Origin of the sequence: Rhodococcus coprophilus NBRC 100603, assembly GCF_001895045.1 — a bacterium.
Taxonomy (GTDB): Bacteria; Actinomycetota; Actinomycetes; order Mycobacteriales; family Mycobacteriaceae; genus Rhodococcus; species Rhodococcus coprophilus.
Genome location: NZ_BDAM01000010.1, coordinates 56,463 through 80,087, shown reverse-complemented (window position 1 = coordinate 80,087; position 23,625 = coordinate 56,463). Strand labels below are relative to the sequence as shown.

The following is a 23,625-nucleotide window of genomic DNA, read 5'->3' as shown; positions in this document are numbered from 1 at the left end:
TACCGGAAACGCGCACGTTTACTGTGGGAGGGGTTATGACAGAGCCGCGCGATCCGCGCACGCCGCAGGAGCGGGCCTACGCGCTCGACGAGTCGCAGGGCGTCACGCCGTCCGACGAGTCGCAGCAGGACCCGACGCAGGCGCAGCAGAGCCCAGCGCACGACGACACCCGTGTGCTGCACACCGACGACCCCACCGCGGCGTACGGGACACCGGTCACCAACCCGACTCTGGTGTATCCGGAGCCCGGTCAGCCGTACCCCCCGGCGCCCGGCTACCAGCCGACGCAGGGTTACCAGCCCACGCAGGATCACGCGCCGACGCAGCAGTATCCGACGCAGCAGTACGGGTCGGCCGAGCAGTACCAGCCGACGCAGCAGTACCAGCCGACGCAGCAGTACCCAACGCAGCAGTACGAACAGCAGTACCAGCCGGCGGCGGGGTACCAGAGTCCGCAGGGTTATCAGCCGACCCAAGCCTTCGGGCAATCGCCGGACCAGACGCCCCCCGGTTACCCCCCGACCATGCCTCCCGGGGGCCCGACCGGACCGGACGGATCGCAGAAGACTCCGCGAGGCCCGCGCTGGGGGATCCTTCTGCTCGCCGTGGTGGTCCTCATCGCGCTCGGAGCAACCATCGGTTTCCTTCTCAGCAATAGCGGTACGTCGGACTCGGCTACCGGAGCTCGCCCGTTCACCACGCCGGCGCCCACGGCCCCGGCCGAGCCCGACGACCTCTCCCCGGAGGCGTCGCCGTCGATTCCTCCCCTCGACCAGCTTCCGGGTGGTCTCGGCGAGATCATCGGCGATTCCGGGGCAGTCGTGGGCACGGTCACCGCGAACGAAGGGACGAGCCTGACGATCAGCGGGCTCGGTGGGTCGCTCGTCACCGTGCTGCTCACACCCGAAACCCAGATCATCACCTTGTCGGGAGACGATCCGTCCGCGCTGACCGTCGGCTCGGCAGTGGTCGCGACCGGCACGCCGGTCGAGTCGGGGCGCATGACCGCCGAGACCGTCGTCAGCGCGTCGATGCCGTCATTCGACGGTCCGGGTCGCTGAACAGGCTAGGCTTTCGTGTCGATGACTTTCTTGTGGTTTGCTCTCGCTGCGGTCGCGCTGCTCGGCGCGCTCGCGCTGCTGTATGTCGACCGGACCCGGCGTGAACAATCGGGGCGTGTGCGAGAGATCTGGGCGCGTGCCCAGGGCTACAAGTACACGGCGTCGGACGACCACCTGCCGTCGCACTGGCACCGCGCCGCGCTGGCCAAGCAGGAGTACCTCGGTGCCATCGATGTCGTGCGGGGTGTCCGCCGCGGCGAGCACTTCACCCTCTTCGACATCGAAGAGACCGCGACGATCATTGCGGTGCGCCGCAAGGTCGGTTCCGATGTGGACATCGACCTGCGGCTGAAGTCGACGCCGCCCCCGAAGGACTCCGACATGAACCTGCTCGGTTCGATCGGGCCCCGCATCGTGTTCGCCACCGATCTCGAGATCGCACGACGCGTGTGCGACCAGCGAATGGTCGCGTTCACCCAGTCCATCCCCGACCACATCCAGATGCTGTGGAGCGAAGGGGAATGGACCTTGGGATCGATCCCGGTGGGTAGCAACGGACGCGAGTGGGATTCGGCCATCGAGACGGTTGCCCGGTTGTCGGGGATCCTGCATGTGCTTCCGCCCCCGGTCGCATCCACGGAATCCGAGGAGATCGCGCGCGTCGAGCACGACCCGGGCCGCCCGTCCACGCATCGCTGACATTCCTTCCGGCGGGTGCGGCTCGCCGCTAGGGTGGCGGCCATGACTTCACCTTCGCGTCCCGTCGCGCTCGTGACCGGCCCGACCTCGGGCATCGGTGCAGGATTCGCGAGGACCCTCGCCGAACGTGGATACGACCTCGTTCTCGTCGCCCGCAATCGAACCGCTCTCGACGATCTCGCTGCCGAACTCGAGCGCCGGTTCGGTGCCTCGTCCGAAGTGCTTCCCGCCGATCTCGCGACGGCGGACGGTCGCGCGTCGGTGGCGGAGCGCCTCGCGCGGGGCGTCGACATGCTGGTCAACAACGCGGGCTTCGGGACCACGGGCGAATTCTGGACCGCCGACCCCGAATTGCTGCAGGCCCAGCTCGACGTGAACGTCACGGCGGTCGTCCAGCTCACCCGCGCCGCGTTGCCGTCGATGATCGCGGCAGGCAAGGGAGACATCATCAACGTCGCGAGTGTCGCCGGCTTGGTGCCCGGTCGTGGATCCACCTACTCGGGAAGCAAGGCGTACGTGGTCTCGTTCACCGAAGGTCTCGCGGGTGGTCTCGCCGGGACCGGAGTACGCGTACAGGCGCTGTGCCCCGGATTCGTGCGCACCGAGTTCCACAAGCGCGCGGGGATCGACATGTCGTCTACCCCGGGCGTGCTGTGGCTCGACGTCGACCGAGTGGTCCGCACGTCGCTCGCCGACCTCGAATCCGGAAAGGTTCGGAGCATCCCGGGTATCCAGTACAAGGTGCTCGCGACCGCCGGCCGCCTCGTGCCGCAGAACCTGGTGCGCAAGATTGCCGCCCGTCTGGGCAACGGGCGCGGACGCACCTGAACCGGGCGATCCACGCGGGCCGGAAGGTCACGTTACGGCTACGCGAAGGTGACACGCGGGAGCCCTCTATCGCGTCGCCCACACACGTGAGTACATTTCTCAACCGTGACCTCTGTGGCTGTGGTGATTGTTGTGGCGTCGGTGGCGGCAACGACACTCTGGATACGCGTGGGTGTCCAGCGCCTGCGGACGCTGCGACTCCGCCATCGCGACAGCTTGCGGTTGCTCCGCCACGAACTCGACGACCGTTACGATCTCGTCCCCACGCTGATCGCCGCGTCGGCGGGAGCCGGTGTGGACCGGGCCATGCTGCGGCCCGTCGTCGGTGCCCGGTCGCTCGCCATCGAGATGCGCGACCAGCGACTCGGGCTCGCGGAGCGCGCCGCTGCCGAGAACACCCTCTCCGCGGCCCTGCACGATCTCATCGGCGGCCTGGACGGCACCAGCCACTGGCCTTTCGTGCGTGTCGCCCGCGAGTTGCAGGTGCGGGAGCAGCGGATCGCCGGGGCCGTCCGGGTGTGCAACGACATCGGCACCACGCTGAACGATGCGGTCGCGAGTTTCCCCACCTCGCTGTACGCGAAGATCGGGGCTATCGGTCCGGTCCCGCTTTTCGAGGCGGCCGCCCCGGTCGTGTCTCCGGTGCAGGATGCGCCCCTTCAGGACGGAACCCTCGCACCGAAGGCGGGACCCGATCCCGTCGCTGCCTGACCGTCGGGTGGGCGACTAGGCTCGTTGCCGACGCTGCGCCGCCAACCGGGTGGCCGCGAAGAAGCGGACGCGACGACCGGCCGCGCGAGACGACGATGAGGGACGACTGATGAGTGACCGTGACGAACTGGCAGCACTGGTACGTGAGCTGGCGGTGGTGCACGGCCGGGTGACGTTGTCGTCCGGCAAGGAAGCCGACTACTACGTCGATCTGCGCCGCGCGACGCTCCACCACCGCGCCGCTCCCCTGATCGGCAAACTGCTCCGCGAACTCGTCGCCGACTGGGACTTCGACGCCGTCGGCGGCTTGACGATGGGCGCCGATCCGGTTGCGATGGCCGTGATGCACGCTCCCGGACGCCCGATCGACGCGTTCGTCGTCCGCAAGGCCGCGAAAGCACACGGGATGCAGCGTCAGATCGAGGGACCGGACGTGACCGGCAAGCGCGTCCTCGTCGTGGAAGACACCACCACGACCGGCAACTCCCCGCTCACGGCCGTCAAGGCCCTGCGGGATGCGGGCGCGGTCGTGGTGGGCGTCGCGACCGTCGTGGATCGCGCCACCGGCGCCGACCAGGTCATCGCTGCCGAGGGCGTGGAATACCGTTCGCTGCTCGGGCTCGACGACCTGGGTCTGGCCGACGGGTAGCGCGTGGCCGAGCGGGTCCGGCAGACGGTGACGCGGCTCGCGGACGGCCGCGAGCTGATCTTCTTCGACGACACCGAACCGTACGTGTCCGCTACGGCGACCCGCGAATCCCACGACCGGCGAGTGCTGCCGCCGGTCGCTGCGATGTCGGAGTTGCGCCGCGACCCGCTCACCGGGGAGTGGGTCACCTTCGCCGCTCATCGCATGGACCGCACCTTCCTGCCTGCCGTCGCCGACTGCCCGCTGTGCCCGAGCACTCCCGAGACGGCCACCGAGATTCCCGCCGGCGACTACGACGTCGTCGTCTTCGAGAACCGATTCCCCGCCCTCGGTGCCCACGGTGACGACAGCGCGTCTGCAGATACCGATCGTGACCCCTTGTGGTCGCGCCGCCCCGCCGACGGGCGATGCGAAGTCGTCGCGTTCACCTCCGCGCACGACGCACGGTTCGCCGACCTCGGTCCCTCGCGGGCGCGGACCGTCGTCGATGCCCTCGCTGCCCGTACCGCCGCCCTGTCGGAAGTACCGGGAGTGCGGCAGGTGTTCTGCTTCGAGAACCGCGGCGCCGAAATCGGTGTGACACTGCAGCACCCGCACGGTCAGATCTACGCCTATCCCTTCCTCCCGCCGCGCACGGCGACGCTCGTCGAGCGCGCCCGGGAGCATCGTGCGCGCACCGGCCGGTCGCTGCAACGCGACGTGCTCGACGCCGAACGTCGGGAGGGAACCCGGGTGGTGTGGTCCGGCCGCGCATGGACCGCCTACGTGCCCGCCGCGGCCCGCTGGCCGATCGAAGTGCATCTCGCGCCGCACCGCGACGTCCCCGATCTTGCTGCTCTCGGCGATGCCGAACGCGACGAACTCGCGATGCTCCAGTGCGACATGCTCGCTCGTGTCGACCGCTACTTCGAGGGTGTCGACCGGGTGCCGTACATCGCCGCGTGGCATCAGGCGCCGGTCGGCGACGATCGGGAACACGGCCGGTTGTTCTGCCAGATCTTCTCGCTGCGTCGCGCCCCCGACAAGCTGAAGTACTTGGCGGGGTCGGAGTCCGCGATGGGTGCGTGGATCAGCGACACCACCCCGGAGCGTATCGCGGCGCGCCTGCGCGAGGTCGGACCGTGACGGTGTGCGACGACGCGGCGCGCGCGTTCACCGAGTCGTTCGGCGGCGAACCGGACGGCGTGTGGTGCGCACCGGGGCGCGTCAACCTCATCGGTGAGCATGTCGACTACGCCGGAGGGTTGTGTCTGCCGATCGCGCTGGAGCAGATCACGGCGGCTGCCGTGCGTCGCCGCAGCGACGGCCGCGTGCGTATGGTGAGCGCGGGATTCGACCGTGCCGAAACCGACCTGCCGTCGCTGCGTGGGCGCTCGCGGGTGAGAGGCTGGGCCGCGTACGCCGCCGGTGTCCTGTACGCGCTCGACCCACCCGGATGTACCGGCCTCGACATCGCAGTCTCCTCGAATGTTCCTGTAGGGTCCGGTCTTTCGTCGTCCGCTGCGCTCGAGGCTGCGGTCGCGCTGGCGACGGCCGAGCTGTACGGTCTGCCCACCGACGACGCGGGCCGCGACCGGCTCGCCGCCGCCTGCGTCATTGCGGAGAACGAGTACGTCGGAGCGCCGACCGGCGGGATGGATCAGCAGATCGCATTGCGCGGTCGTGCCGGCCACGCACTCCTGCTCGACTGCGCGGACGGCAGCGTCGAGCATCTTCCCTTCGATCCCGCGTCCCACGGCCTGACGCTTCTGGTCGTCGACACACGCACCGCCCACCGCCTCGTCGACGGGCAGTACGGCGAGCGTCGCCGTGCGGTAGAAGACGCCGCCCGGGAACTCGGGGTCGCGACACTGCGCGACGCCTCGTCGATCGACGGACTCGACGACCCGGTGCTGCGCCGCCGCGCCCGGCACGTTGTCACGGAGATCGACCGGGTGTGTCTCGCGGCCGACGCCCTGAGGACGGGCCGGATTCATGATCTCGGAACCCTGCTCGACGCGTCGCACCGGTCGCTGCGCGACGACTTCGAGGTCAGTTGCCTCGAACTCGACACCGCGGTCGCCGCCGCACATGACGCGGGTGCCGCGGGAGCCCGGATGGTCGGCGGCGGGTTCGGTGGTTCGGCGATCGTATTGTGCGACCTCGATCGCGTCGACGCGATCGAAGCGGCGGTCACCGATGCCGCTGCCCGGCGGGCGCTTCCCGCCCCCGGCTTCCTGCGGGCGGCACCGGCGGGGGCCGCGCGTCGCTGCCGATAGTCACGCCGGGACGCGATGCCGTCTGGGCGATGACGACAGGTACTGTGCGGCCCATGAGTTGGTTCGGTCGACGTCCGTGGGGCGCAGAACACGTGGTCCTCGCGGCGGCGACCGCCGTGACCGTCGCCGGTGCGGTACTCGAGAAGGAATCCTGGCAGCGCGTCGCCAAGCCCCTCATCGGACCCGCTCTCGCGGTACGGGTGCTGCGGCAGTCGCGCGACACCACGCCGGCCGACACCGCACTGCTGCTCGGCGGTCTCGCCGCCGCCACGGCCGGTGACGTCTTCATGATCCGTTCCGACGAGGATCCGCGCATCCTGCGCGGCGCCGGTTCGTTCGCGGTGATGCAGGCTGCGTACTCGACGGTGCTCGTCCGGCACGGCGCCCGGGTGACCAGGAGCGCCGCGTTGCAACGCGCGGGCGCGGTCCTCGGTGCGGCAGGACTGCTCGGCACCCGCAGCCGTACGGTCGCCCTACCTCTGACCGGCTACGGCGCGGTGCTCGGCACCACCGCGACGCTCGCCGGCGATTCGTCTCTCGCCCCCGGCGCTCCGCGGGTCGCGGGGCTTGCCGTACCCGGCGCCGACCGGCGTAGCTGGCTCGGGCTGGGCGGACTGGTCTTCACCGCCTCCGACGGCACGATCGTCCTGCGTCGCACGCTGCTGAAGAACGAACGGGCGCGTGCTGCCGCGGAGGGATTCGTGCTGGTGACGTACGTGGCGGCGCAGGTGATGCTCGTCGAGGGAATGCTCGCCCTCGCGCGCCGGAACGCGCGATAACGGCGGATCAGGGGAACAGCAGGATCCGGTCCCGGTCGTCGGGGTCGACGAAGATCGTCACCACCTGTCCCGGGGTATAGCGCGGCAGGTGCTTACGAGAAACCTCGTAGAAGACCTTCCCGTGGTAGGGCTCGGAACCCGGAACCATCAGGTCGAGATCGAGTTCGGTGAGCTGACCCGAGCGGGTCTTGCGAACGGGTCGCGCGGAACGAACCGTCGCCCAGCCTTCGAACCCTTCCCGCTCGATCTTGCGCTGGACCTTGGAAGCGCGATCGGAGAAGATCATCGCCAAACCCAGGACGGTGCCGTACAGGCACACGAGAAACATGATCTGGAATCCCACCGTCCCGGGCTCGGACTTCGGATAGAAGAGGTTGAGCCACAGCGAGAACACGATGAGATACGCCGTCGTGACGAATGCGACGGCGTACCCGGTTCGACGGTGGTACATGACTCCCTCCGCGTCCAAGGGTAGACCGGAGGGCCCGCCTCGTGGCCGCGTTGCGGCGAAGCATTCGGGGCGGGGTCCGCACGAGCACGGTGGGTGCTCGGGTGCCGCTCCCGGATCGTTAGAGTGAACTCCGCACATCGTCGGGAGGGTGTTACGTGAGAAGTCGGTTGTCCTCTGTCGCGGCGGTCGGGTGCGCCGCACTCGTCCTGGCCGGGTGCGGTTCGTCCACCACCGAGGAGTCGCAGGCCGAAACGCCGTCCGCGGCGCGTTCGACGTCTGCAGCGGCCACCGTGACGACCGAATCGGCGCCCACCACCACGTCCGCACTGCCGGAGACCACTCCGCCGCCGGAACCCACCCCGAGCGCGCCCACCACGACGCTGGTCGACGTGGAGTACGAACGCAACGAGTCGTACTATTTCGCAAGCCCCGACGGAGCATTCCAGTGCGGCATCGTGCGCCTGCCCACCCGCACCGAGGCGGGTTGCGAAGGTGCCACCGACCCCGTACCCCCGCAGCCCGACAACTGTGTCGTCAACTGGGGCCACGGCATCCGGGTGAAGGACACCGGACCCGGCGAATTCCTCTGTTCGGGTGGTCCGGTGTATCTCTCGCCCGACGGAACGAGCCCGGCGCTCCCGCCCGGTTCCGCACTCACGCAACTGGGCTACACCTGCACCACCACGGACGTCGACGTGACGTGCGCCAACGACAGCACCGGGCACGGCTTCACCATCGCACCCGGCTCGAACGAAACCTTCTGACGTGTCGACGGACGAGCAGACCCAGGCCGAAGAGACTCCCGGACCTACCGAGTGGGGAGAACACCCGCACGGCGTCGGACCGTGGGTCGAAGAATTCGGGACAGAATTGCCCACAGACCCGCGCTACGACCCCGAACTGCTCGCGCACGGCGACAGCCGCAACGTCGTCGACGCCTACCGTTATTGGACGCGTGAGGCGATAGTCGCCGACATCGACCGCCGCCGGCACCCGCTGCACGTGGCCATCGAGAACTTCGGGCACGACGCCAACATCGGTACCGTGGTGCGCACGGCGAATGCGTTCGCGGTCGACACCGTGCACATCATCGGCCGTCGACGCTGGAACCGGCGCGGGGCCATGGTCACCGACCGGTACCAGCACCTGATGCATCACCCGGACGTCGACACGCTGCTCGACTGGGCGGCGGCCAGGGGCCTGACGGTCGTCGCGGTGGACAACACGCCCGGATCGGTGCCTCTCGAGACGGTCGCACTGCCGCGCAACTGCCTGCTGCTGTTCGGGCAGGAGGGGCCGGGCGTCACCGAACGGGCCCGGCAGGTGGCGTCGATGACCGTCTCCATCGCACAATTCGGTTCGACCCGCTCGATCAACGCGGGAGTGGCCGCGGGTATCGCGATGCACGCCTGGATTCGGCAGCACGCCGACCTCGCCGACGCGTGGTAACGATCTCACTCGGGCGGAGTAACGCGGACCGTCCGAAGTGGGATGAAGAATCCGGCACCACGCGGTGCCGCAGCGGGATTTTGCAGGCATTGTGGGATGAGGATCATGAACGTTATGCCCGGGCTGTGGTCGGAGCGTGCAGACGCTGCGGAAACCGCCGTGATGTCACGTCACGTGCGCAGGCTGTGGGCGCTACCGGGCACGGCGCTGGGCGTGGTCGGGTGGCCCGCAGCGCGGCGTGAGCGGATCTTCGGAACGTGGCACTACTGGTGGCAGGCGCACCTGATCGACCTGGCCGTCGACGCCGCCGAACGCGAGGCGACGTCCCGGCGCCGCCGACGTGTCGTGCGCCTGACCCGCACACACCGCATCCGAAACCTCACGGGCTGGACCAACGACTATTTCGACGACATGGCATGGCTCGGCCTGGCGCTCGAGCGCGCCCAGCGGCACCTCTATGTCGACCACCGTTCCGCGCTCGACACCATCGCCGGCGAGTTGTCCGACGCGTGGAAACCCGAGCAGGGTGGCGGTATCCCGTGGCGTCGCCGCGACGACTTCTTCAACGCTCCGGCGAACGGCCCGGCAGCATTGCTGCTCGCTCGTGCGGGCAAGGTCTGGCGGGCGCAGGAAATGGGGGATTGGATCGACGAGACGCTCGTGGACCCCGAGACCGGCCTCGTGCTCGACGGCATCCGCAAAGGTGTGCACGACCGTGCCGTCTACAGCTACTCGCAAGGCGTCACGCTCGGGCTCGAAACCGAACTCGCCGTCCAACTCGGTGACTCCAGGCACCGGGAACGCGTACATCGGCTCGTCGAAGCTGTCGACGACAACCTCACCGAACGTAGCGTGATCAGCGGGGGTGGCGGGGGTGACGGGGGACTGTTCAACGGCATTCTCGCCCGGTATCTCGCAATGGTCGCGACGACCCTGCCCGTGCAGGACAACGACGACGTGCGTGCTCGCAACACTGCGGCGCGGATCGTGCTGGCCTCCGCGGACGCCGCGTGGGAGAACCGTCTGCAGGTCGAAGAACTTCCGCTGTTCGGCGAGGACTGGACGCGGCAGGCTCGTCTGCCCGATTTCGGGGCAGCGATCGCGCAGTTCTCCCACGGCTCCGTGCGCGGTTCCGCAATCGCGGAACGAGACCTGTCTGTGCAACTCGGCGGCTGGATGCTCATGGAGGCCGCGCATGCCGTCGCAGCCGAACGCGCGGCGAAACCTGCGACGACCTAGGGCTCGTTTGCACTGCCCTCACAGACTCCACTGCCCTCAGCAGACTCCACTGCCCTTACAGACGAAAAAAGGTGGTTGCCACCCGGCGAACCGGACGGCAACCACCTTCTCCGACGTGAGGACTATTCGCCGCGGGTGATACGCGGGATGGGCATCGTCGCGGGCTCGGAGTCGGCGGCCGGTGCGGCAGCGGCAGCGGTGCCGCGGCGCGACGCGAGGAACCGCTTGACGATCTCGTTGAGGATCGGCAGCACCGACACGAACACGATCAACAGGAAGATGTAGTCGACGTTGTCGGCGATGAACGTGATCTGGCCGAGCAGATAGCCCAGCAGCGTCACGCCCGCACCCCACACGATTCCGCCGATGACGTTGTAGGTGATGAACACGCGGTAGGGCATCTTCGCGGCGCCGGCGACGAGCGGCGCGTACGTGCGGACGATGGGTACGAAGCGTGCAAGGAAGATCATGGCCGGGCCGTGCCGCAGGAAGAAGCGATGTGACTCGTCGAGGTAGCTCTTCTTGAAGATCTTCGCGTCATCGCTCTTGAACAGCTTCGCGCCGCCCTTGGTGCCGATGAAGTACCCGACCTGGTCGCCGAGGATCGCCGCGATCGGAATCGTCACCATGAGCACCCACAACGGCGCGAACGGTTCGACCTCCGCGGACTTCGCCGCCGCGATCAGACCCGCGGTGAACAGGAGGGAATCGCCGGGCAGCAGCGGGAACAGCAGTCCCGATTCGATGAACACCACGACCAGCAGGCCGATGAGCATCCATGTGCCGAACGAGTTCAGAAGGTTGACAGGGTCGAGAAACCCGGGCAACAAGGCCAAATTGGTCACAGATTCCGAGGCTTCTACCAAAGTCACGTTCGCCAGGGTACCGGCGCGGGGGTGGGGACCCGAATCGCAACACCCTGGCGGGATCGTGCAGGACCCGGCCCGGGTATCGACCGGGCGTGTCAGTTGACATACTGCAAGGACAACCACGGCACCTGCCTCACCCCGGCGGGATGCCGATCGACTTCTCATTGGAGGACAGCCGCTGTGCCTATCGCGACTCCCGAGATCTATGCCGAGATGCTTGCTACCGCCAAGGAGCATTCCTTTGCATTCCCGGCGATCAACTGCACCTCGTCCGAAACCATCAACGCCGCGATCAAGGGATTCGCGGACGCCGGTAGCGACGGCATCATCCAGTTCTCCACCGGTGGCGCCGAGTTCGGCTCGGGCCTGGGCGTCAAGGACATGGTGACGGGTGCCGTGGCACTCGCCGAATTCGCTCACGTCGTTGCCGACAAGTACGACGTCACCATCGCGCTCCATACCGACCATTGCCCCAAGGACAAGCTCGACAGCTACGTCCGGCCGCTCATCGCGATCTCGAAGGAGCGCGTCGACGCCGGCAAGAACCCGCTGTTCCAGTCGCACATGTGGGACGGCTCGGCCATCCCGATCGACGAGAACCTCGAGATCGCGAAGCAGCTCCTCGCCGACGCCGCCGCAGCGAAGATCATCCTCGAGATCGAGATCGGCGTCGTCGGTGGCGAAGAGGACGGCGTCGAGAACGCGATCAACGACAAGCTTTACACGACCGTCGAAGATTTCGAGAAGACCGTCGACGCGCTGGGTGCAGGCGACAAGGGTCACTACCTGCTCGCCGCGACCTTCGGCAACGTGCACGGCGTCTACAAGCCCGGCAACGTCAAGCTCAAGCCGGCTGTTCTGGCCGAGGGCCAGGCCGTCGCCGCGTCGAAGCTGGGACTTCCCGAGGGCTCGAAGCCGTTCGACCTCGTCTTCCACGGTGGTTCCGGTTCGCTGAAGTCCGAGATCGACGAAGCGCTCGGCTACGGCGTCGTGAAGATGAACGTCGACACCGACACGCAGTACGCCTTCACCCGTCCGATCGCCGGGCACATGTTCTCGAACTACGACGGCGTCCTCAAGATCGACGGTGAGGTCGGCAACAAGAAGGTCTACGACCCGCGCAGCTACCTGAAGAAGGCGGAGGCGTCGATGACCGAGCGCGTCATCGAGGCCTGCAACGATCTCCGGTCCGCGGGACGGTCCGTTTCCGCCAAGTAAGTCCGTCAGCAGCGGAACAACTCGCTGTTCGACACGAAAGGGGCGCCGACCTGAGGGTCGGCGCCCCTTTCACGTCGTCGGGCGGTTACTCGCTACAGACCTTCCACTCGTCACCGACGAGCGCGAGGTCGAACGTGCGGTCGGTGACGTCCGCCGGGCTGCGGGTGGTGTGAGCCGTCACCTGCGCGATGGCGGTGGTGTCGGTGATCTGGATGCGGTCGACGCTGGTCACCACGGGGATGGAACCGTCCTGCACCGCCAGGGCGTGGACGCCGGCGAAATCGGCCGGGTCGACCGACGCGTAGAAGTCGGCGAGCGACCCGCAGGTCGACGCGCGCAGCGTGTCGAGGTCCCCGTCGGTGAGACCCTGCACGAACGTGTCGATGCTCGCCCGGATTCGACTCTCGGGGGAGTTCTGCGCACGGTCCTGCAGGAAGACGGCGAGGGCGACGGCAGCGATGACGACCACGACCACGACCGCACCGATTCCGGCAGCGATCATCCGGCGTCGGCGGTCGTTGTCCTTGGACGGTGGTATCCGCGTCGGTGACGGCTGCAGCGCGACCGGTGCCGGCTCTGGACGCACAGGCTGAGCGCTCCGGGGCGGGATGCGTTCCGGGGGTGGTTTCGGGGTGTGCGCCATGACCGGGATCTGCACGGTGGGCGCGTCGGCGGGACTCGGTGCCGGCCCAGTTCGCGACGACGACCGCGAAGGACTCCCGACACCACCCGACGGGTCGACGGACGTGTCCTCCGCGGGGCGAGGTTCGGCGTTCGTTTGTTCGACGTTCTTGTCGAGTGCGGCAAAACTGACGGTCGCCGCCGAGTCCTCGGTTGTCGCCGAGTCGTCGTTTGTAACCGAGTCCTCGGTCGCCGCAGAGGCCCCGGTTGCCGCGGGATTCTCGGCGGCCGCAGCGTGTTCCGTTTCAGGGGAGTGGGTGGCTGCCGGAATCTCCTCGGTGGCCGCAGTTTTCTCAGTGGTCGCGGGATCGCCGGTCGGTGCCTTCGGTGCCTTCGGTGCCGGCTGCTCGGTCGGTGCCGGATGCTCGCTCGACGGAGCCGGCTCGGCGGTCGAGGGTTCTTCGACTGCGGCAGCCTCGTCGCTCACCGGAACGTCGGGGCTCTTCGGAAGCTCGGTCTTCGGAAGCTCGGTCGTCTGGGGAACGTCGGTGCTCTTCGGGAGTTTGTCGCTCTCCGGAGCCTCGGCGACGACCGTCTTCGGTTCGGTGCCGGGATCGGCTGGCGCGTCGACGGTATCGTCCGGGCCGGCCGGAGAATCGTCGCCCGCAGCCGTGGCACCGGACTCCGTGGACGTCGGCTTTTCGGTCGGCTTCGGTTCGGTGGGATCTTCGTTGTTCGGATCGGGCACGCGCTTGCACCTCGTTCGACAGACTGCGGTTACCCGGGCAGCCTATCGACCGGCGGGGCATGACGGGCAGAATGGGCCCATGACGTCATTCGGTGATCTTCTCGGACCCCAGCCCACCCTCCTTCCCGGCGACGACGAAGCGGAGTCGGCGCTGCTCGATCGCGAGGACCCGGCAAAGGTCGCAGCCGAGCACCCCACCGCCTCGATCGCGTGGGCGTACCTCGCGGAAGCTGCGCACGAACGCGGCGACACCATCGCCGCCTACGCATACGCCCGAACCGGGTACCACCGTGGTCTCGACCAGCTCCGCCGGAACGGATGGAAGGGTTTCGGTCCCGTCCCCTACAGCCACGAACCGAACCGCGGCTTCCTGCGCTGCGTCGCCGCACTCGCCAAGGCCGCAAAGGACATCGGTGAGGCAGACGAGCACGCACGCTGCCTCGACCTCCTGGAGGACTGCGACCCCCGCGCGGCGGAAGCACTTGGCGTCGAGTAGGCGCTTTCCCGCCCGAGTCGACGCGCGGGAGCGCCTGAAGGAATCGGGGCGACGCCTACGTTCGTCCGCGCTGCCGATCGTGCAGTGCGCGCTCGCTGCCGGCATCGCGTGGTGGGTGGCCAAGGACGTCATCCACCACGCGACGCCGTTCTTCGCTCCGATCGCGGCTGTGGTGTCGCTCGGGCTGTCGCTGGGCGCACGGTTGCGCCGCAGCGTCGAGTTGGTGTGCGGCGTCACCGTGGGAATCGGTGTCGGCGATCTGATCGTGTCGCTCATCGGATCCGGCCCGTGGCAGATCGCCCTCGTCGTGGCGCTGGCGATGGCCACCGCGGTGGCGCTCAACAGCGGCCCGGTCTTCGCGATCCAGGCCGGCAACTCCGCGGTGTTGGTCGCGACGCTCCTTCCGCCCGGCGAGTCGGGCGGTTTCGACCGGATGGTCGACGCACTGGTCGGTGGCCTGGTGGGGATCGCGGTCGTGGCGTTGGTTCCGACTCATCCGGTTCGGCGCGCGCGCCGCAACGCCGCAGAGATCCTCGGGACGGCCGTAGATGTGCTCCGCAAGGTCGAGACAGGGCTGGTCGAGAACAATCCGAAACCGATCGAAGAGGCACTGCGCGAGGCCCGCGCGACCCAGCCGGCCATCGACACCATGCGCACCCACCTCAAGGGTGGCAGGGAGATCAGCCGGATCTCACCGCTCTACTGGAACAGCCGCTCACGCCTCGAGGTACTGACGGCGGCGGCCGATCCGATCGACAATGCGATGCGCAACGTCCGCGTGCTTGCCCGGCGGTCGCTCACGCTCGTGCGGGACGACGAAATTCTCGACTCGCGGCTCGTCGCGCAGTTCGACGAACTGGCCGACGCCGTCGACGTCCTGCGCGAGATGGCTCTCACGGACCCGGGGGAGCAGCCCGACCGGGCCGAGGCCGCGCGCGTGCTGCGACACGTGGCGAAGAAGCTGAGCCCCGATCTCGTCGAGGGTGCGGGCGTATCGGCGACGGTCGTGTTCGCGCAGATGCGTTCGCTGGTCGTGGACTTGTTGCAGGTCGCAGGGCTCAAACGCATCTCGGCGATCGCGACGTTGCCGCCGACGGTGGAGCATCCCGCCTACGAACCGGAGTCCTGACCGTCGCGATCGGACCTCGCCGTTGAATGCATGCGCATTCATGCATACGATGGCCGGGACTCTGGAAGGAGGGCCATGGGCTCCGGTCACGGACATTCGCACGGCGCAGGCCACGGACACGGTGGCTCTGCCGGGCCGTCGCCTGGGGTCATCAAGCGGATGGCGATCGCGCTGGGGATCCTGCTGATCTTCCTCGTGCTCGAAGCCGGGGTGGGGTTGTGGATCGGTTCCCTGGCCTTGCTCGCCGACGCGGGCCACATGCTCACCGATGTGGTCGGTGTGGCGATGGGCCTGGTCGCACTGATTCTTGCCCGGCGCGGAAGCGCTGCTGCCGCGAGGACCTTCGGGTGGCATCGCGCCGAGGTACTCACCGCGATGGCCAATGCGGTCCTGCTTCTCGGGGTTGCGGGCTGGGTCTTCTACGAGGCGATCAGCCGTATCGACGACTCGCCCGACCTCCCGGGACTTCCGATGATCGTCACCGCGCTCGCGGGCCTCGTGGCGAACGTCGTGGTGATGGTGATGCTGCGCCCCGATGCCGAGGGCAGTCTCGCCGTGCGCGGCGCCTACACCGAAGTGCTTGCCGACACGGTCGGCAGCGTCGGTGTCCTCGTCGCGGGCGTTCTGGTGCTCGCGTTCGGATGGAATCTTGCCGACGTCGTCGTCGGCGTTCTCATCTCGGTGTGGGTCGTCCCTCGCGCGCTGCGTCTCGCCGCAGCATCGCTGCGGATTCTCACCCAGGCGTCGCCGGCGCACCTCGACGTCGATGCGCTCCGCTCCGACCTCGCGGCATTGCCGGGGGTGTGCGGAGTTCACGACCTGCATGTGTGGACGCTGACCACCGGCATGGACGTCGCCACCGTGCACCTGGTGAGCGACCACGACCCCCAGTGGATCCTCGACTCGGCGCGCACGACCCTCGCATCGCACGGCCTCGAGCACGCGACGGTGCAGGTCGAGGGAACGGTCGACGGCCGGCGTTGCGAGCAGGACGTGACCTGGTAGCGGTTCATCCCAACCGCAGGTTCCAGCGGCCGTCCTTGCCGTCGAGTCGGGTGACAGCGAGCGGACGGACATCGATGCGCCGGAACGCCGACGCGGGCGCACCGAGCGCGCACAGCGTCGCCGCCCGTACCACTGCGGCGTGCGTCACCGCGACGATGCGTTCCGGTGAATCCATCAGTGAGGCGAGCCAGGTGCCGGTACGCACGATCACGTCGTGGATCGACTCCCCTCCGTGCGGGGCGGCCTCCGGATCGGCGAGCCATACGGCGAGACTCGCTGCGGGGATCTCCTCCATCGCCGTGCCGGACCACCGTCCGAAATCCATGTCGCGCAGCAGTGGTTCCACGGTGGGGGACAGGCCCAGGGCTGTAGCTGTCTCGATTGTCCGGAGTTCCGGTGCGGTGAGCGCGACGTCGGCGACGGGCGCCGTCGCTCGCACGAGTTCTCGTCGTCCACGACCTGAGACAGGCTCGTCGCGCGGAAAAGCAACGGCGCGTTGCGCGTCGGTGGAGGCGTGAGAGATCAGGAACAGTCGGGGCACGAGAGCCATTGTCGCGCACGCTTGACAGGGCGTGTCGGTGGTGTCAGGGTTCCCCGGTACGCATGTGTCGAGGTGCAGGCAATCCGGTGGGATACCGGAGCGGTCGCGCCACTGTAACCGAAAGATCTTCCTCTTTCGGAAGCCAGAAAACTCCCTCGGTGCATGGCTTTCGGATGGGACGCGAAATCCCAGGAGGTTGCCATGGTTGTTGCCCATACCCCGGACGACACGCTGAGTTCGGCCGCGCTCGCCGCCGCCGTCACCGCGATCGTCGTGCTCGCTGTGCTGACGCTCTACCTGGTCGGTTTCGACCAGGGCGCCGTATCGCGAACCGGCATGTTCATGCACGAACTCATGCACGACGGCCGTCATCTGCTGGGCCTGCCATGCCACTGAAACCTGAAGCGCCGATGCCCGGGACCTTCGTCCAGTTGCTGTTGCGCGGACTGCTGGCCGGACTGATCGCAGGTCTGCTCGCGGGCGCGGTGGCTTTCGTCGCAGGTGAACCGCATATCGAGTCCGCCATTGCACTCGAAGAGGCCGCCGGTGCAGCGCCTTCCCTCGGTGCGGCAGAGCACTCGCACGACGCGGAGGGAGCGGCGGGCCACAGTCACGGAGACGATGCGACGGTGAACCGGTCCGGTCAGAAGGCCGGGTTGTTCCTCGCGACCGCGCTGACCGGCCTTGCCGTCGGGGCCCTCTTCGCGACCGTCCTCCACTTCGCCCGTCGTCGCACGAACCTGTCCGCCCCTGTTCTCGCGCTCACCGGTGCAGTCCTGGGGTGGCTCGCGATCGGCGCGGTTCCGTTCCTGAAATACCCGGCGAATCCGCCCGCCGTCGGCGATCCCGACACGATCGACCAGCGAACCTGGCTGTGGGCCGCGACCGTCGTCCTCGGCCTGATCGCCGTCGCGGTCGCAGTGATCGTCGCGAAAGCACTCGCGAACAACGAATTCCGGACGGTGCGCCTCGTGGCACCCGCCCTCGCATTCCTGATCGTGGTGAGTCTGGGATATCTCGTGCTGCCGACGATCGACGAGGTCGGCGAGGATTTCCCGGCCACCTTGTTGTGGGACTTCCGGGTGTCGTCGTTCGCTGTCCAGATCGCGCTCTGGGCCACACTGGGCTCGGCCTTCGCGTTTCTCACCGAACGCGCGTCCCGTCCCGTCCGGGTCGTGGCCTGACGAACATGGCGCACGGTCTGCTTGTCGCCGGAACGACATCGGATGCGGGAAAGTCCGTGGTCACCGCCGGAATCTGTCGTGCCCTGTCGCGTCGCGGCCTGACGGTCGCGCCGTACAAGGCGCAGAACATGTCCAACAACTCCATGGTCACGATCGACCCCGAAACCGGTGAGGGTGCCGAAATCGGGCGCGCGCAATGGATTCAGGCGGTCGCTGCCCGCGCGACGCCGGAACCGGCCATGAATCCTGTACTCCTCAAACCCGGCAGCGACCGCCGCAGCCACGTAGTGGTGCTGGGACAACCGGCGGGGACTCTCGAAGCCGGTGAATTCGCGGGTGGCCGTAACCATCTCGCCGAAGCGGCCTTCGCGGCGTTGGACGACCTCCGTAACCGGTTCGACGTGGTCGTGTGCGAGGGCGCGGGTAGTGCAGCCGAGATCAACCTCCGTGCACACGATTATGTCAACATGGGACTTGCACAACACGGTTCGCTTCCCACGATACTTGTCGGCGACATCGACCGAGGCGGGGTTTTCGCATCGATGTACGGCACGCTCGCCCTCCTCGACGCCGCCGATCAGCAGCTGGTGCGCGGTTTCGTGATCAACAAGTTCCGCGGCGACGTCACTCTGCTGAAACCCGGCCTGGATTCGTTGCGCGCACTGACGGGACGCCCGGTGCTCGGGGTACTGCCCTGGCAGCGCGACCTGTGGCTGGACTCCGAAGACTCCCTTGCATTGACATCCCGTCCGAGCCACGACGGCGACGGCGCGCTCACGATCGCCGTCGTCATGTTGCCGCGCGTCAGCAACTTCACGGATGTCGACGCACTTTGCCTCGAACCGGATGTGCGAGTGCGGTTCGTCGACGATCCTCGGGCTCTCGCGGGCGCGGACGTCGTGATCGTGCCCGGCACCCGCGCGACACTCGCCGACCTGGCGTGGCTGCGTTCCCGCGGCCTCGACGCGGCCATCGTCGGCCACGTGCGTCGCGGTGGAGTGGTCCTCGGCATCTGCGGCGGGTTCCAGATGCTGGGAGGCGAGATCGTCGACCCGCACGGTGTCGAAGGAACTCCGGGTGCGCGAGATCATGGTCTCGGACTACTCGATGTGAGAACGGAATTCGGCCGCAGTAAAGTGCTGCGGCTACCGGCCGCCTCGGCACTCGGAGCCGAAGCGACGGGCTACCAGATCCATCACGGACGTATCTGTGCCGGCGGCGACGACGAATTCCTCGGTGGGGCCCGGCGAGGCAACGTGTTCGGCACCATGTGGCACGGCACCCTGGAGGGCGATGCACTGCGTACGGCGTGGCTGCGCGAGGTAGCCGTCGCGGTCGGCCGCGAGGTGCACACCGGTGCGGTGGATTTCGCTGCACAACGCGAGGCTCGACTCGATCTGCTCGCCGACATGATCGACGAGCACATCGGCGTCGATGTGCTGCTCTCGACGATGGGGGACCACCCCACGCTGCCGACCCTGACGGGAGCACTCGCATGACCGTGCTGGTTCTCGGTGGCACCGGAGAGGCGCGTGAACTCGCACAGGTTTTGTGCGACAACGAAGTCGACTTCGTGTCCTCGCTCGCTGGGCGAGTGCACAATCCACGACTGCCGGTGGGTGCAGTGCGTATCGGCGGGTTCGGTGGCGTCGACGGGCTCGAAGCGTACCTGCGTACCGGGGGTGTGGATGCGGTCGTGGACGCGACACACCCTTTCGCGAAGGGCATCAGTGCCAACGCGGCCGATGCCTGCCGTGCAGCGAGAATTCCGTTGTTGCGCTTGCAGCGCCCAGGATGGTCCGACGAGACGGGTGGATGGATCCGGGTGTCCTCCCACGAGGAGGCTGCGCAAGTTGCGGCCGACGGATCCGGTGTCTTCTTGAGTACGGGCCGTCAGACGCTCGATCGCTTCGTCGAACCGCTCCGAAAGCACCGGGTGGTGGCGCGAATCGTCGACCCGCTCGACGGCGAGTTCCCGCTCGGCTGGACATTGGTGCACGCCCGCGGCCCGTACACCTTCGATGGTGAATGCGCGCTGATGCGGAAATACGAAGTGGATACGCTGGTCACCAAGGATTCCGGGGGCGACCTCACAAGAGCGAAGCTCGACGCGGCCGCTGAACTCGGCGTCCGAGTGATCATGGTCAGCCGGCCGGCGGGGCCGCCCGGCGTCCGTACCGTGGCGACCGTGGGTGAAGCGGCCGCCTGGGTCCTCGAACCTGCGGTGTCTCGGATCTGAGTTCGTCGGGTTTCTCGCACTTCAGCGGCGTTCCTCGCGTCGGGCGCGCAGGCACCGTTGCACGTCGTGTGCGCCACTTTGGAAATGTCATCCCTGCCGGAACGTCCCGGTGGGACGAGTCTCGACCCCGACCGTCACCGGCGTGCGCGCACCGCAATCCGCACAGCGACGACCGGCGCAACGGTCGAAATCAGTGCTCCCGCACCTACCCGTGCTGCGAGACGCGCGGTTCTACCGATATCCGCCGGGCCGGGTGCCGGGCCGTCGCCCAGCGTCCCGCGGTCCTCGACGACTCCGTGATAGACGTTCGCTCCCCCGAGCGTGATTCCGAGCGCCCCGGCGAAAGCCGCCTCGACGGGACCGGCATTCGGACTCGGGTGTTTGTGCGCGTCCCGTCGCCATGTGCGGAGTGCCGCACCAGGGTTCCCACCCATTGCCGCGGCCAGCAGCGCGGTCAGCCGAGCCGGGGCGAGGTTGAGTACATCGTCGAGTCGCGCCGATGCCCACCCGAATCGTTCCAGGCGGGGGGTGCGGTGCCCGACCCGGGCGTCCAGCGTGTTCGCTGCGCGATAGCCGAGCAGTCCGGCCGGACCGAGAACCGCTCCCCAGAGGAGTGGTGCCACGACGGCATCCGAGGTGTTCTCGGCGACGGATTCAATTGTCGCGCGGGCAATGTCGTTCGCTTCGAGCTGTGAGGGGTCGCGGCCGACGAGATGCGTGACCTGCACCCGTGCCGCGGCGAGGTCGCCGCGCCGCAACTGGCGGTCCAGGGCGCGCGCCTCGGTGCCGAGGGATCGACCCCCGAGCACCATCCAGGTTGCGAATGCAGTGACCGCGGTGTTGAGCAGAGGGCGGGATCGGGTGGCCCGGTCGGCGGTCCAGCCCAGCAGCCCGGTGGAGCCGACGAGTAGGACTGTGAATGCAACTCCGGCGCTGCGGTTGTCGGCATACATCGTTCGTTCGGCACACCGCGCGACTTTTCCGAACCCGCTCACGGGATGCCACCGCCGCGGATCACCGAAAACCCGGTCGGCGACGTACCCCAGCACCAACCCTGCTGCCCTCATCGGATCGATCTCCACGCATCGAGCAGTGCGGCGGTGGTGGCACGGTCGCGTACCGCGATCCGCACCCACTTTTCGCCGAGTCCGGGGAAGGTGTCACCGCGACGCACCGCGAAGCCTCTCGCGCGCAACTTCTCCCGCGTACCGGCGCGCACGGGGACCAGCACGAACGGTCCGGCGGGAGTGCCGGCCACCGTCAGGCCGGAGTCTTTGAGAGCTTCGACGAGTGCGGCCCGGTCGGCGGCGATTTCCCGGGCGATCGTCTCCGCCTCCGACGTGGCGCGTGCGGCCGCGCACGCGATCATTGCCGCGGCGGCAGGGGTCGACACCGACCACGGAGGTTGCTGCGCCGCGAGATCCACGATCACGTCGGCGGCACCGACGACATACCCCGACCGGATGCCCGGAATCGCCCAGGTTTTCGTGAGCGAACGAACCACCACTAATCCGGATTGTCGCTCCCCCGCGAGCGACTCCGTCTCTCCGGGAACAGCATCCATGAAAGCTTCATCGACCACCACGACACGTCCCGGCCGGAGCAGTGCCCGCAACGTTCCGGCAGGGTGCAGCACCGATGTCGGGTTCGTGGGGTTGCCGATCACGACGAGATCCGCATCGTCGGGCACGGCACCGGGATCGAGGACGAAGCCGTCGCCGGCGCGCAGGATCACACGCCGCACGTCGTGTCCGGCCGCTGCGAGTGCCGCTTCCGGTTCGGTGAACTGCGGATGCACGACCACCGGGGCGTGCCATTCCCGTGCCCGCGCGATGAGCGTGAAGGCTTCGGCGCCGCCCGCGGTGGGCAGTATCTCGTCGGCGGTACGGCCGTGCCGGCTTGCGAGCGCGGAGCAGGCGGCCTCCGGGTCCGGGTACCGGTCCAGATCGTGGAGGGACGCGCGCAGTGCATCGTCCAGCCACGCGGGACGCGGCCGTTTCGAAACGTTGACGGCGAGGTCGACGAGCCCTGGGGTGGCTTCGCGATCGCCGTGATGGTGTAGGTCGGGGGCGCGCAGGCGGCGCTGCGGCGGCGGTGCCGGGACGGGTGTCGCGGCGCGGGCGGCGTCGACGAACCGCTGCGCGAGTTGCGGGTGACCGGCCCAATGAGTGTGCAGGTAGGACGCGTGCAGTGTCGCGGTCGCGAAACCGTCGGGCCGCCCGTCGAGCAACCAGCCGGGGGCCGGGCCGGGCTCGGCGACGGTGCGATGGAACTCGTGTCCGGTGACGCGGGTGCCGGCGGTGGCCAGCAGGCTGTCGGTGGTGGCAATCGCGGTGCGGTAGCCCAGGGTCAGGCGCGAGGTCATCCGCGCGGACGCATCGAGTGCGCCGACCATCTCGGCGCCGTCGACGTCGCGGCACAGATACAGCAGTCCGGCGCATTCTGCGACGGTCGGTACACCGGCGGTGATCGCAGCCCGGAGATGGTCACGCAGTGGAACGTTCGCGGAGAGGTCCGCGGCGTGGACCTCCGGGAATCCGCCGCCCAGATAGATTCCGGTGGTGCCGTCCGGAAGCTTCTCGTCGCGCAGGGGATCGAAGGTGACGGTGCGGCATCCGGCGGCGCGCAACAGTTCTTCGGTTTCGGTGTAGCGGAAGGTGAAGGCGCGGCCACCCGCGATCGCGACGACCGGGCGCACGTCGCTGTGGGACACCGGCTCGCCGGGCTCCCACGACAGGCTGTGCATATCCGGTACCGTCCGCGCGATCCGTACGAGTTCGGCGAGGTCGATGTGTTCCGCGATGGCGTCGGCGAGTCGATCGAGTTGCCCGGCCGCCTCCGCACGCTCCTCTGCGGGTATCAGGCCCAGATGCCGGGAGGGGGCCGAGATCCCGTCGTCACGATGCAGTGCGCCGAGCACCGGGATGCCGGTCGGTTCCAGCGCAGCGATCACCTCGTCCGAATGCCGTTGGGAACCGGCCTTGTTCAAGATCACTCCCGCGATGCGGGTGCCGCGGTCGTACGACGCCATGCCGTGCACGATCGCCGCGATCGACCGCGATGCGTGCGACACATCGACGACGAGGATCACCGGCGCGGTCAGCAACGACGCGACGTGTGAGGTCGACGCGTAACCGTCGGTGCCGAGCATTCCGTCGTACAGCCCCATGACGCCCTCGACCACCGCGATGTCGGCGCCCGCGGCACCGTGGAGGAGTAGCGGTGCCACGAGGTCTTCGCCGACGAGATGTGGATCGAGGTTGCGGCCGGGACGTCCCGTCGCCAGTGCATGGTAACCGGGATCGATGTAGTCGGGGCCGATCTTGTGTCCCGAGACCACCATTCCGGTGCGCCGCAGGGCCGCCATCAGCCCTGCGGACACGGTGGTCTTACCGTGCCCGGAGGCCGGCGCGGCGACGACGAGGCGGGGGAGGGCTACCACTTGTTTGCT

General features: G+C 68.2%; 25 protein-coding genes and 1 riboswitch. Of the genes, 19 read left to right on the top strand and 6 right to left on the bottom strand.

Annotated features, from left to right (window positions below; translation table 11 throughout):
* Nucleotides 1–35: 35 nt before the first annotated feature.
* The 8 genes from RDCOP1_RS16985 (at nt 36) to RDCOP1_RS16950 (ending at nt 6,985) form a co-directional block, all read left to right on the top strand.
* A complete protein-coding gene (locus RDCOP1_RS16985) occupies nt 36–1,061 on the top strand; it encodes a hypothetical protein (RefSeq protein WP_072702950.1) in 1,026 nt (341 codons plus the stop codon).
* A gap of 21 nt (nt 1,062–1,082) precedes the next feature.
* Complete coding sequence (locus RDCOP1_RS16980) at nt 1,083–1,760, top strand: TtfA family protein (RefSeq protein WP_174555832.1); 678 nt, start codon at nt 1,083–1,085, stop codon at nt 1,758–1,760.
* Between the two features lie 42 nt (nt 1,761–1,802).
* On the top strand, nt 1,803–2,588 hold the full coding sequence (locus RDCOP1_RS16975; protein WP_072702947.1) for an SDR family NAD(P)-dependent oxidoreductase: 786 nt from the start codon (nt 1,803–1,805) through the stop codon (nt 2,586–2,588).
* A gap of 105 nt (nt 2,589–2,693) precedes the next feature.
* The gene (locus RDCOP1_RS16970) at nt 2,694–3,299 is read left to right on the top strand and encodes a LemA family protein (RefSeq protein WP_231922893.1); all 606 of its coding nucleotides are present in this window, start codon (nt 2,694–2,696) and stop codon (nt 3,297–3,299) included.
* Nucleotides 3,300–3,408: 109 nt separating this feature from the next.
* Entirely contained in the window at nt 3,409–3,948 is a 540-nt protein-coding gene (gene pyrE, locus RDCOP1_RS16965; protein ID WP_072703751.1) for an orotate phosphoribosyltransferase, read from the top strand.
* A gap of 3 nt (nt 3,949–3,951) precedes the next feature.
* Nucleotides 3,952–5,073, top strand: coding sequence for a galactose-1-phosphate uridylyltransferase (gene galT / locus RDCOP1_RS16960; protein ID WP_072702943.1), 1,122 nt, complete (start codon nt 3,952–3,954; stop codon nt 5,071–5,073).
* Nucleotides 5,070–6,206: a galactokinase gene (galK, locus tag RDCOP1_RS16955; RefSeq protein WP_072702940.1), complete on the top strand. Its 1,137-nt coding sequence runs from the start codon at nt 5,070–5,072 to the stop codon at nt 6,204–6,206. Before galT ends, galK begins: the two co-directional genes overlap by 4 nt.
* 53 nt (nt 6,207–6,259) lie before the next feature.
* Entirely contained in the window at nt 6,260–6,985 is a 726-nt protein-coding gene (locus RDCOP1_RS16950; RefSeq protein WP_072702937.1) for a lysoplasmalogenase family protein, read from the top strand.
* Between the two features lie 7 nt (nt 6,986–6,992).
* On the opposite strand, the gene RDCOP1_RS16945 is transcribed toward RDCOP1_RS16950, so the two are convergent.
* On the bottom strand, nt 6,993–7,436 hold the full coding sequence (locus tag RDCOP1_RS16945) for a hypothetical protein (protein WP_072702934.1): 444 nt from the start codon (nt 7,434–7,436) through the stop codon (nt 6,993–6,995).
* Between the two features lie 155 nt (nt 7,437–7,591).
* Between RDCOP1_RS16945 and RDCOP1_RS16940 the strand changes: the two genes are divergently transcribed.
* The 3 genes from RDCOP1_RS16940 (at nt 7,592) to RDCOP1_RS16930 (ending at nt 10,124) form a co-directional block, all read left to right on the top strand.
* Nucleotides 7,592–8,200, top strand: a complete 609-nt coding sequence (locus tag RDCOP1_RS16940; RefSeq protein WP_072702931.1) for a hypothetical protein — start codon at nt 7,592–7,594, stop codon at nt 8,198–8,200.
* 1 nt (nt 8,201) lies between these two features.
* Nucleotides 8,202–8,885 (top strand): TrmH family RNA methyltransferase, encoded by a 684-nt coding sequence (locus tag RDCOP1_RS16935; protein ID WP_072702928.1) that lies wholly within the window; start codon nt 8,202–8,204, stop codon nt 8,883–8,885.
* A gap of 114 nt (nt 8,886–8,999) precedes the next feature.
* A complete protein-coding gene (locus RDCOP1_RS16930) occupies nt 9,000–10,124 on the top strand; it encodes a glycoside hydrolase family 76 protein (RefSeq protein WP_072702925.1) in 1,125 nt (374 codons plus the stop codon).
* A gap of 122 nt (nt 10,125–10,246) precedes the next feature.
* Here RDCOP1_RS16930 and RDCOP1_RS16925 read toward each other — a convergent pair whose 3' ends face one another.
* On the bottom strand, nt 10,247–10,996 hold the full coding sequence (locus RDCOP1_RS16925) for a VTT domain-containing protein (protein WP_304362877.1): 750 nt from the start codon (nt 10,994–10,996) through the stop codon (nt 10,247–10,249).
* Nucleotides 10,997–11,173: 177 nt separating this feature from the next.
* Between RDCOP1_RS16925 and fbaA the strand changes: the two genes are divergently transcribed.
* The gene (gene fbaA, locus RDCOP1_RS16920) at nt 11,174–12,211 is read left to right on the top strand and encodes a class II fructose-bisphosphate aldolase (RefSeq protein ID WP_072702922.1); all 1,038 of its coding nucleotides are present in this window, start codon (nt 11,174–11,176) and stop codon (nt 12,209–12,211) included.
* An 85-nt stretch (nt 12,212–12,296) separates the two neighbouring features.
* On the opposite strand, the gene RDCOP1_RS16915 is transcribed toward fbaA, so the two are convergent.
* Nucleotides 12,297–13,580: an Rv0361 family membrane protein gene (locus tag RDCOP1_RS16915; RefSeq protein ID WP_231922894.1), complete on the bottom strand. Its 1,284-nt coding sequence runs from the start codon at nt 13,578–13,580 to the stop codon at nt 12,297–12,299.
* Nucleotides 13,581–13,659: 79 nt separating this feature from the next.
* Here RDCOP1_RS16915 and RDCOP1_RS16910 point away from each other — a divergent pair, with 79 nt between their 5' ends.
* The 3 genes from RDCOP1_RS16910 to RDCOP1_RS16900 all read left to right on the top strand — a co-directional run bounded on the left by RDCOP1_RS16910 (nt 13,660) and on the right by RDCOP1_RS16900 (nt 16,210).
* The gene (locus RDCOP1_RS16910; RefSeq protein WP_072702919.1) at nt 13,660–14,076 is read left to right on the top strand and encodes a DUF3151 domain-containing protein; all 417 of its coding nucleotides are present in this window, start codon (nt 13,660–13,662) and stop codon (nt 14,074–14,076) included.
* Nucleotides 14,063–15,205 carry an FUSC family protein gene (locus tag RDCOP1_RS16905; protein WP_072702917.1) on the top strand — a complete coding sequence of 381 codons (1,143 nt, stop codon included), beginning with the start codon at nt 14,063–14,065 and terminating at the stop codon, nt 15,203–15,205. The genes RDCOP1_RS16910 and RDCOP1_RS16905 overlap by 14 nt, the downstream gene beginning before the upstream one ends.
* A gap of 75 nt (nt 15,206–15,280) precedes the next feature.
* A complete protein-coding gene (locus tag RDCOP1_RS16900) occupies nt 15,281–16,210 on the top strand; it encodes a cation diffusion facilitator family transporter (protein ID WP_072702914.1) in 930 nt (309 codons plus the stop codon).
* Between the two features lie 4 nt (nt 16,211–16,214).
* Here the strand turns inward: RDCOP1_RS16900 and RDCOP1_RS16895 are convergent, their stop codons facing one another.
* Nucleotides 16,215–16,760: a histidine phosphatase family protein gene (locus tag RDCOP1_RS16895; protein ID WP_072702911.1), complete on the bottom strand. Its 546-nt coding sequence runs from the start codon at nt 16,758–16,760 to the stop codon at nt 16,215–16,217.
* 44 nt (nt 16,761–16,804) lie between these two features.
* A riboswitch (cobalamin riboswitch) is annotated at nt 16,805–16,923 on the top strand.
* Between the two features lie 29 nt (nt 16,924–16,952).
* Between RDCOP1_RS16895 and RDCOP1_RS16890 the strand changes: the two genes are divergently transcribed.
* Genes RDCOP1_RS16890 through RDCOP1_RS16875 form a run of 4 tightly spaced genes read left to right on the top strand, consistent with a single transcriptional unit; the run spans nt 16,953 to nt 20,174 of the window.
* Nucleotides 16,953–17,147, top strand: a complete 195-nt coding sequence (locus RDCOP1_RS16890; RefSeq protein WP_072703741.1) for a CbtB domain-containing protein — start codon at nt 16,953–16,955, stop codon at nt 17,145–17,147.
* A 14-nt stretch (nt 17,148–17,161) separates the two neighbouring features.
* Nucleotides 17,162–17,935 (top strand): CbtA family protein, encoded by a 774-nt coding sequence (locus tag RDCOP1_RS16885; RefSeq protein WP_072703738.1) that lies wholly within the window; start codon nt 17,162–17,164, stop codon nt 17,933–17,935.
* Between the two features lie 5 nt (nt 17,936–17,940).
* Nucleotides 17,941–19,434: a cobyric acid synthase gene (locus RDCOP1_RS16880; protein ID WP_072702908.1), complete on the top strand. Its 1,494-nt coding sequence runs from the start codon at nt 17,941–17,943 to the stop codon at nt 19,432–19,434.
* On the top strand, nt 19,431–20,174 hold the full coding sequence (locus RDCOP1_RS16875; protein WP_072702905.1) for a cobalt-precorrin-6A reductase: 744 nt from the start codon (nt 19,431–19,433) through the stop codon (nt 20,172–20,174). The genes RDCOP1_RS16880 and RDCOP1_RS16875 overlap by 4 nt, the downstream gene beginning before the upstream one ends.
* Nucleotides 20,175–20,308: 134 nt before the next feature.
* Here RDCOP1_RS16875 and RDCOP1_RS16870 read toward each other — a convergent pair whose 3' ends face one another.
* Nucleotides 20,309–21,241 carry a cobalamin biosynthesis protein gene (locus tag RDCOP1_RS16870; protein WP_072703736.1) on the bottom strand — a complete coding sequence of 311 codons (933 nt, stop codon included), beginning with the start codon at nt 21,239–21,241 and terminating at the stop codon, nt 20,309–20,311.
* Nucleotides 21,238–23,616 carry a bifunctional hydrogenobyrinic acid a,c-diamide synthase/histidinol phosphate aminotransferase CobBC gene (gene cobBC, locus RDCOP1_RS16865; protein WP_072702903.1) on the bottom strand — a complete coding sequence of 793 codons (2,379 nt, stop codon included), beginning with the start codon at nt 23,614–23,616 and terminating at the stop codon, nt 21,238–21,240. Before cobBC ends, RDCOP1_RS16870 begins: the two co-directional genes overlap by 4 nt.
* Nucleotides 23,617–23,625 lie beyond the last annotated feature (9 nt).

What these genes read in the sequence shown, in the direction of transcription:
- RDCOP1_RS16985 (WP_072702950.1), top strand. Translation starts at nt 36, where the DNA reads ATGACAGAGCCGCGCGATCCGCGCACGCCGCAGGAGCGGGCCTACGCG.
- RDCOP1_RS16980 (WP_174555832.1), top strand. Translation starts at nt 1,083, where the DNA reads ATGACTTTCTTGTGGTTTGCTCTCGCTGCGGTCGCGCTGCTCGGCGCG.
- RDCOP1_RS16975 (WP_072702947.1), top strand. Translation starts at nt 1,803, where the DNA reads ATGACTTCACCTTCGCGTCCCGTCGCGCTCGTGACCGGCCCGACCTCG.
- pyrE (WP_072703751.1), top strand. Translation starts at nt 3,409, where the DNA reads ATGAGTGACCGTGACGAACTGGCAGCACTGGTACGTGAGCTGGCGGTG.
- RDCOP1_RS16950 (WP_072702937.1), top strand. Translation starts at nt 6,260, where the DNA reads ATGAGTTGGTTCGGTCGACGTCCGTGGGGCGCAGAACACGTGGTCCTC.
- RDCOP1_RS16945 (WP_072702934.1), bottom strand. Translation starts at nt 7,436, where the DNA reads ATGTACCACCGTCGAACCGGGTACGCCGTCGCATTCGTCACGACGGCG.
- RDCOP1_RS16930 (WP_072702925.1), top strand. Translation starts at nt 9,000, where the DNA reads ATGCCCGGGCTGTGGTCGGAGCGTGCAGACGCTGCGGAAACCGCCGTG.
- RDCOP1_RS16910 (WP_072702919.1), top strand. Translation starts at nt 13,660, where the DNA reads ATGACGTCATTCGGTGATCTTCTCGGACCCCAGCCCACCCTCCTTCCC.
- RDCOP1_RS16900 (WP_072702914.1), top strand. Translation starts at nt 15,281, where the DNA reads ATGGGCTCCGGTCACGGACATTCGCACGGCGCAGGCCACGGACACGGT.
- RDCOP1_RS16895 (WP_072702911.1), bottom strand. Translation starts at nt 16,760, where the DNA reads ATGGCTCTCGTGCCCCGACTGTTCCTGATCTCTCACGCCTCCACCGAC.
- RDCOP1_RS16890 (WP_072703741.1), top strand. Translation starts at nt 16,953, where the DNA reads ATGGTTGTTGCCCATACCCCGGACGACACGCTGAGTTCGGCCGCGCTC.
- RDCOP1_RS16885 (WP_072703738.1), top strand. Translation starts at nt 17,162, where the DNA reads ATGCCCGGGACCTTCGTCCAGTTGCTGTTGCGCGGACTGCTGGCCGGA.
- RDCOP1_RS16880 (WP_072702908.1), top strand. Translation starts at nt 17,941, where the DNA reads ATGGCGCACGGTCTGCTTGTCGCCGGAACGACATCGGATGCGGGAAAG.
- RDCOP1_RS16875 (WP_072702905.1), top strand. Translation starts at nt 19,431, where the DNA reads ATGACCGTGCTGGTTCTCGGTGGCACCGGAGAGGCGCGTGAACTCGCA.
- RDCOP1_RS16870 (WP_072703736.1), bottom strand. Translation starts at nt 21,241, where the DNA reads ATGAGGGCAGCAGGGTTGGTGCTGGGGTACGTCGCCGACCGGGTTTTC.